The following is a 6,524-nucleotide window of genomic DNA, read 5'->3' as shown; positions in this document are numbered from 1 at the left end:
CATGGCAAAGAGCGGCTTAGATGTTCTTTCTTGTCTTGATACAAGAAAGAACCAAAGAAAATCAAGGCTGAAAAGCCTAACCCGATGGGTGCCCCGTGGGTGGAACTGCCACGCGATACTATTCGCCACGCCTGCAGCGTGGCTCATATGGTATCGCTTACTAAGCCCACTGCAACGTTCCACCCCCGACCCATTTTCGGGCCAGGCTTTTATGCCACTGCCTGCTTCTTACGCTCCATTCCCTCTCAGGGATATCGGTTGGGGTGAGGTCGTATCCCACGATTCACGTACAACGAACGCCGTCCCCAGCCCCGTAGGGGCGAAACATTTGTAACCCCATGGCTACTCCCACTAGTATAGCGATGCACGCATTACCTTTTCCAAAGAACAACTCTGAAACGTTGCATCGCACTGCGAAAGTATCCCGAAGAACAATAAAGAATAAGGTAATGAATGTACAAAGTGATGCTTCGGCTGTGCTCAGCATGACAAAGTAATTGAGGGAGCCTATGGTGTTGCCATTCCGAACTAGTCGAGGAATCATATTACAAAGTGATATAAAAGGGAAGGGATGCTTCGACTAGGCTCAGCATGACAAAAAGTCGTTTTAACGGAGTTTATACTTATAAATCAGGAATAAATAAAAAAGGGTTGCAATCGCAACCCTTTTTCAGTATAAACGATGTGATTACTCTTCGAATTTTTCGAGCAGGATTTCCAGAATTTTAACAGCAGCTGAAGCCACTGAGGTTCCGGGGCCAAATATGCCCACAACTCCATGGTCGTAAAGGAACTGGTAGTCCTGAGGAGGAATAACGCCCCCAACAATAACCATGATATCGTCGCGGCCAAGTTTCTTTAATTCCTCAATTACCTGAGGAACTAGGGTCTTGTGGCCGGCGGCCAAGCTGGACACGCCAAGCACATGAACATCGTTTTCAACGGCTTGTTTAGCTGCCTCAGCAGGGGTTTGGAATAGAGGCCCAATGTCCACATCAAAGCCTATATCGGCATAGCCGGTCGATACAACCTTGGCGCCACGGTCGTGGCCATCCTGCCCCATTTTGGCAATCATGATACGGGGCTGGCGTCCCTCGAGCTTAGCGAACTTTTCGCAGAGCTCACGGGCTTTCTGGTAGTTAGGATCATCCATAGATTCTGCTGAGTAAACGCCTGAAATGGAACGGATAACCGCTTTGTAACGGCCAACCACTTTCTCGCAGGCATATGATATTTCACCGAGTGTAGCACGTTTCTTGGCAGCCTCAACCGATAGTTCCAGCAGGTTCCCTTCGCCAGTTTCTACGCAACGTGTAATGGCATTGAGGGCAGCTTGAACCTCGGCCTCGTTGCGTTCAGCACGGAGTTTTTGCAGGCGACGGATCTGCGCTTCGCGCACGGCGGTGTTGTCAACATCAAGTATTTCAATGGGATCTTCCTTGTCCAGGCGGTACTTGTTAACACCAACAATAATATCCTTGCCCGAGTCGATACGTGCTTGCTTGCGGGCTGCGGCTTCCTCTATTTTCATTTTTGGAATGCCGGTCTCAATGGCTTTTGCCATACCGCCAAGCTCTTCTACCTCCTGAATAAGTTTCCATGCCTTATGGGCTATCTCGTTGGTAAGGTACTCAACGTAGTAGGAGCCTGCCCATGGGTCAACTGCACGGCAAACGTTGGTTTCCTCCTGAATGTACAGCTGAGTGTTGCGGGCAATACGGGCCGAGAAATCGGTTGGAAGGGCTATGGCCTCATCGAGTGCGTTGGTATGCAAGCTTTGGGTATGACCCAGCGCTGCTGCCATCGCCTCAATACAGGTACGGGCTACGTTGTTAAAGGGATCCTGCTCGGTTAAGCTCCACCCCGATGTTTGGCTGTGTGTACGCAGCGCCATCGATTTGGGATTCTTGGGGTTGAACTGCTTAACAATCTTAGCCCAGAGCAAGCGTGCAGCACGCATCTTGGCTATCTCCATGAAGTGGTTCATGCCAACAGCCCAGAAAAACGATAGGCGGGGCGCAAAGGCATCTATATCAATACCAGCTTTTACCCCAGTGCGCAGGTACTCAAGCCCGTCGGCAAGGGTGTATGCTAGTTCAATATCGGCAGTAGCACCGGCCTCCTGCATGTGATACCCCGAAATGGAGATGCTATTGAACTTGGGCATCTTCCTTGAGGTATACTCAAAGATATCGGCAATAATCCGCATGGAAAATTCAGGAGGGTAAATGTAGGTGTTACGCACCATGAACTCCTTCAGGATATCGTTCTGAATGGTTCCGCTTAGCTCCTCGAGCTTGGCACCCTGCTCAAGCGCAGCCACAATGTAGAACGCCATAACGGGGAGTACTGCACCGTTCATGGTCATTGAAACCGACATCTTGTTGAGGGGAATGCCGTCGAAAAGGATTTTCATATCCTCTACCGAGTCGATAGCTACGCCTGCCTTACCCACGTCGCCAACTACACGCTCGTGGTCGGAGTCGTAGCCGCGGTGAGTGGCTAAGTCGAATGCTACCGAAAGCCCCATCTGGCCAGCGGCCAGGTTGCGGCGGTAAAAGGCGTTTGATTCCTCAGCGGTTGAAAAGCCTGCATACTGTCTTACAGTCCAAGGCTTCATCACGTACATGGTGCTGTAAGGGCCGCGGAGGAAAGGCGGAATACCTGCTGCATAGTTCAGGTGCTCCATGTTCTCCAGATCGGTTTCGGTAAAGGCAGGTTTCACCGGAATGCGTTCGGGTGTTAACCAGTCGGCCTCTACGTTTAACACACCGCTGCTTTTATCGATGTGTTTTATATCTATCTTTTTAAAATCGGGTTTCATTGTTTACCTCTTATGGTTAAGTAAAATTGCAGTTACTTAATTCCCAGCATTTCCTGATACTTGAGCAGGGTATCGAGCAGGTTGCTCTTCACGCTGATGTAGTTGGCAATCCCCTTTGCCTCAAGGTCGGGTTTGCAGGCGGGCTCGCCGGCCACAACAAAAATTGCTTTGCCATTAAGCCTTTCAAAGGCTTCGGGGGCAAGTGTGGCGTACTCATCGTCGGAACTGCAAATCACCACAATGTCGGACTTAGCATCCATTGCAGCCTTTACACCATCGTCAACAGTATTGAAACCGATGTTGTCAATAACCTCAAAGCCAGCAACGGCAAAGAAGTTACAGCTGAACTGGGCACGTGCACGACGCATGGCCAAATTGCCAAGGGTTAGCATGAACACACGTGGGCGACGGCCGCTACTATCGGTTCGGTAGCGCAACTCCTCAAAAGCCTGAGCACCACGGTAAGGAACAAGAGGTTGAGCAATAGCATCGGCTGATTTCACGGGCTTTGGACGGGTAACTGCCTCGGGTTTAACCTTGGCAAGGTCGGCAACCTCGGTAAAGTTGGGGTACTGGTTGGTTCCAAGAACGGTCTCGCGGCGCGAGGCAATATTGGCGTCGCGTTTAGCAGCAACCTCATTAATCTTTTCCTGAATAAATCCTTTTGTAAAGGCTTCGCGGAATCCTCCCTGGCTGTCAACCTCAAGGAATAGGTTCCAGGCGTACTCAGCAATTGAGATTGTAAGGTTCTCAATGTAGTAACTGCCTGCAGCAGGATCGGCTACTTTGCCAAAGTGCGACTCCTCGCGGAGCAGTATTTGCTGATTACGGGCAATACGCTCACTGAAAGCCGAAGGCTGAGCAAATGGCGCATCGAATGGCAACACGTTGAGCGAGTCAACTCCAGCCAATACGGCGCTCATGCTCTCGGTTGTGGTGCGGAGCATGTTAACGTATGGGTCGTAAACTGTAAGGTTCCAACGGCTGGTCTCGGCATGAATGCTCATGCGGGCAGCATCCTTGCTCTTGGGGTTGTAGGCTTCGACCATTTTTGCCCAGAGCATACGTGCAGCACGGAACTTAGCCATTTCCATGAAGTAGTTTGCTCCCACTGCAAAGTTGAAACGGATACGAGCTGCTAACTCATCGATACCAAAACCCTTGTCGGTTAGGGCGTTTAGGTAATCGCTGGCCATGGCAAGGCCAAAGGCCAACTCCTGAACAGCCGAGGAGCCACTGTTGTGGAATACATGGGCGTTAACACCAATAACCCTGAAGTTTGGGAAACTCTCTACGGCGTTTAGCACGTTCACCAAACCCTGGTACGAGGCATCGTTCTCGCAGCAGAATTTGCCTTTAAGCGCAAAAGTTGTGAGCGGGCTGTAATCAATAGAACCTTTGATATCGGTTGGCTTTACGCCCGACTGTTCAAAAAACTTGATAATGAAAGGAAGCGCCTTGGCTGATGCTGATCCCCCTGTAAAGTTAACCTCCATCCTTGAAAGGTCGATATCCTTAAGCAATCGGCTAATGGAGTCGTATGAGGGTTCACAGTCGCTACATAGGTTAAAACCTAACGATTCCACACCGCGGCTCAGCATGTCGATTGCTTTTCGATTGGCTTCGGTGGGTTTGTCGAGGCATACCTCAAAATCCTGACGGATGAGCCAAGGATTACCTTTTTGGTGGTTACCCCTTACAAACGGGAAATCGCCTGGTTTAACATGAACTGTTTCAAGGTTTGCAAGATCCTCGGAGCGGTAGTATGGCTTAACACTGAACCCCTCGAGCGTTTTCCATACCAACTTTTTATCGTAGTCGGCTCCTTTCAAATCCTCGCGGATTACCGCTTCCCACTCAGCTGTTGAAACCGGCGGAAATTCGGTAAAAAGCTTCTCGTTGCTTTTTTCTGCCATAATCAGACTTTTAGGATTTTTGATTTGCAAATTTAACAATTGCTACAATAGCAGCCTGTTAATTTGGGGTGATAATTAAGCGAATAATGCTATTAAGCATAAAAATTGGTTGCGGTAGGGTTAAACAGGCTTAACACTTTTCAGCATAACAGTAGCAGGGTTGCAGTTGTAAGTTTCATAATTGCAATATGTGTTCTGGTTTTTATTGGCCTATGTGGGTATTAAAAAATAATTCATAATTTTACTATGCTGATAAATTCTCTTTCATATGAAAACGAAGCTGCTTTTTCTAATGCTCCCAATAACATTTTTATGTTGCACTAGAGGAGTGAAGAATGTATCGGTTCGCAAGCCAGTCGATACCATTGGATTTGCTACAAAGCAGTATCAAATAGATTCGGTCATGAGCCGAATTATGTCGCTACAGGGCGAAATGCTTGCAAAAGCCCCTACGGTTAATGGCTGTAGGCTTGCAGTTTGCCCACACGACGACTATACCTATGTGGGATGGCTATACCCTGCCACCCTCAGGAACATCAGCGCAAAAACTATTATTTTATTTGGTGTGGCACACAAAGCCCGCAAGTTTAACCTTGAGGATGCGCTGGTTTTCGATTCCTTCACACATTGGCATGGGGCCTACGGAAACATTCCTGTGTCGGAGCTGCGTGAACACATCATCAAAGAATTGCCAGGGGATATGGCTATTAGGCACGATAGCATGCATATTGTTGAACACTCCGTTGAGTCGATGCTACCTTTCCTTCAGCATAATAGGCGCGATATTGAAATTGTGCCAATCCTGGTTCCATGCATGAGCTTTGATAGGATGAACGCAGTAGCAACAGCGTTTGCAACGGCCCTTCAAAAAGTTTTCCAGAGGCATAATTTGAACTGGGGTTCCGATGTTGCCTTGGTGGTAACCACCGATGCCGTTCATTACGGCGATGAGGATTGGGGTGGTAAGAATTACGCTCCATTTGGTGCCGATTCAGCAGGTTTCAGAAAAGCGGTTGATCTGGAACTCGAAATTATTAATACCACACTGAAAGGGACACTCAACGATGTGAAAATCCGCAATTTTTTCGGTTATACGGTCGATGCAGAGAATTACAGGGAATACAAATGGACCTGGTGCGGCCGGTATAGTATTCCATTTGCGTTGCTTACTGCCATTAAGCTGAATCAGCTTATGAACGGATCCGACCTTATTGGATTACCTGTTGGTTACGCTACCAGTATCGACCACCAACCCTTACCGGTAGCAGATCTGGGTATGGGTCAAACCGCACCAGCGAATATCAGGCACTGGGTGGGATATGCAGCGGTGGTTTACCCGTAACTGTATGAAAACAAGAAAATTTTCAATGTCGTTTAGTTAAGGTTATTAGTGATGTTGAGCTAAGCAAGATATTACGATGTCATGCTGAGTCCCGATTTATCGGGATAGACTTCGCCGAAGCATCTCTTTGCTCATTTTCTTCAATCCCATGAAGAGATCCCTCAACTTTGCCCGGGATGACAGGTGTAGTTGCTGGTTGTTTGTGTATCGTTGTTCGTGAATGCCATTCTGTGTAACTCTGTGATACTTACCGTTGCTCGGTTCTTGATACGGTTGCCATGCTTAATCCAGCCGAAGCATCGCTTTGTGCTTTAATTCCCTCTATTAATGAAATACCTCAACTAACAAGGAATGACTTAAGCAGAGGCATAAAAGCCTGACCCGGCAATGGGTCGGGGGTGGAACGTGGCGGTGGGTCTAGTAAGCGATACCACATGAGTCA

At 48.3% G+C, this 6,524-nt stretch carries 4 protein-coding genes; 2 read left to right on the top strand and 2 right to left on the bottom strand.

The genetic code is table 11. From position 1 onward, the window contains the following. Window positions 1-84 precede the first annotated feature (84 nt). The gene (locus WHS63_RS12995) at window positions 85-267 is read left to right on the top strand and encodes a hypothetical protein (protein WP_445205484.1); all 183 of its coding nucleotides are present in this window, start codon (window positions 85-87) and stop codon (window positions 265-267) included. Window positions 268-688: 421 nt separating this feature from the next. Here the strand turns inward: WHS63_RS12995 and scpA are convergent, their stop codons facing one another. Together scpA and WHS63_RS12985 are read right to left on the bottom strand one after the other, a co-directional pair. After that, window positions 689-2,824, bottom strand: coding sequence for a methylmalonyl-CoA mutase (scpA, locus tag WHS63_RS12990; protein WP_445205483.1), 2,136 nt, complete (start codon window positions 2,822-2,824; stop codon window positions 689-691). Window positions 2,825-2,856: 32 nt separating this feature from the next. Continuing rightward, on the bottom strand, window positions 2,857-4,740 hold the full coding sequence (locus WHS63_RS12985) for a methylmalonyl-CoA mutase family protein (protein WP_445205482.1): 1,884 nt from the start codon (window positions 4,738-4,740) through the stop codon (window positions 2,857-2,859). A gap of 268 nt (window positions 4,741-5,008) precedes the next feature. Here WHS63_RS12985 and amrB point away from each other — a divergent pair, with 268 nt between their 5' ends. After that, complete coding sequence (amrB, locus tag WHS63_RS12980) at window positions 5,009-6,082, top strand: AmmeMemoRadiSam system protein B (protein ID WP_445205481.1); 1,074 nt, start codon at window positions 5,009-5,011, stop codon at window positions 6,080-6,082. Window positions 6,083-6,524 lie beyond the last annotated feature (442 nt).

Origin of the sequence: Tenuifilum sp., from assembly GCF_037481895.1 — a bacterium.
Taxonomy (GTDB): Bacteria; Bacteroidota; Bacteroidia; order Bacteroidales; family Tenuifilaceae; genus Tenuifilum; species Tenuifilum osseticum.
The sequence above is the reverse complement of the archived record's forward strand: the minus strand, read 5'-3'. Positions and strand labels throughout refer to the sequence as shown.

Coding starts and splice junctions, on each gene's coding strand:
- scpA (WP_445205483.1), bottom strand. CDS start 2,824: ATGAAACCCGATTTTAAAAAGATAGATATAAAACACATCGATAAAAGC.
- WHS63_RS12995 (WP_445205484.1), top strand. CDS start 85: ATGGGTGCCCCGTGGGTGGAACTGCCACGCGATACTATTCGCCACGCC.
- WHS63_RS12985 (WP_445205482.1), bottom strand. CDS start 4,740: ATGGCAGAAAAAAGCAACGAGAAGCTTTTTACCGAATTTCCGCCGGTT.
- amrB (WP_445205481.1), top strand. CDS start 5,009: ATGAAAACGAAGCTGCTTTTTCTAATGCTCCCAATAACATTTTTATGT.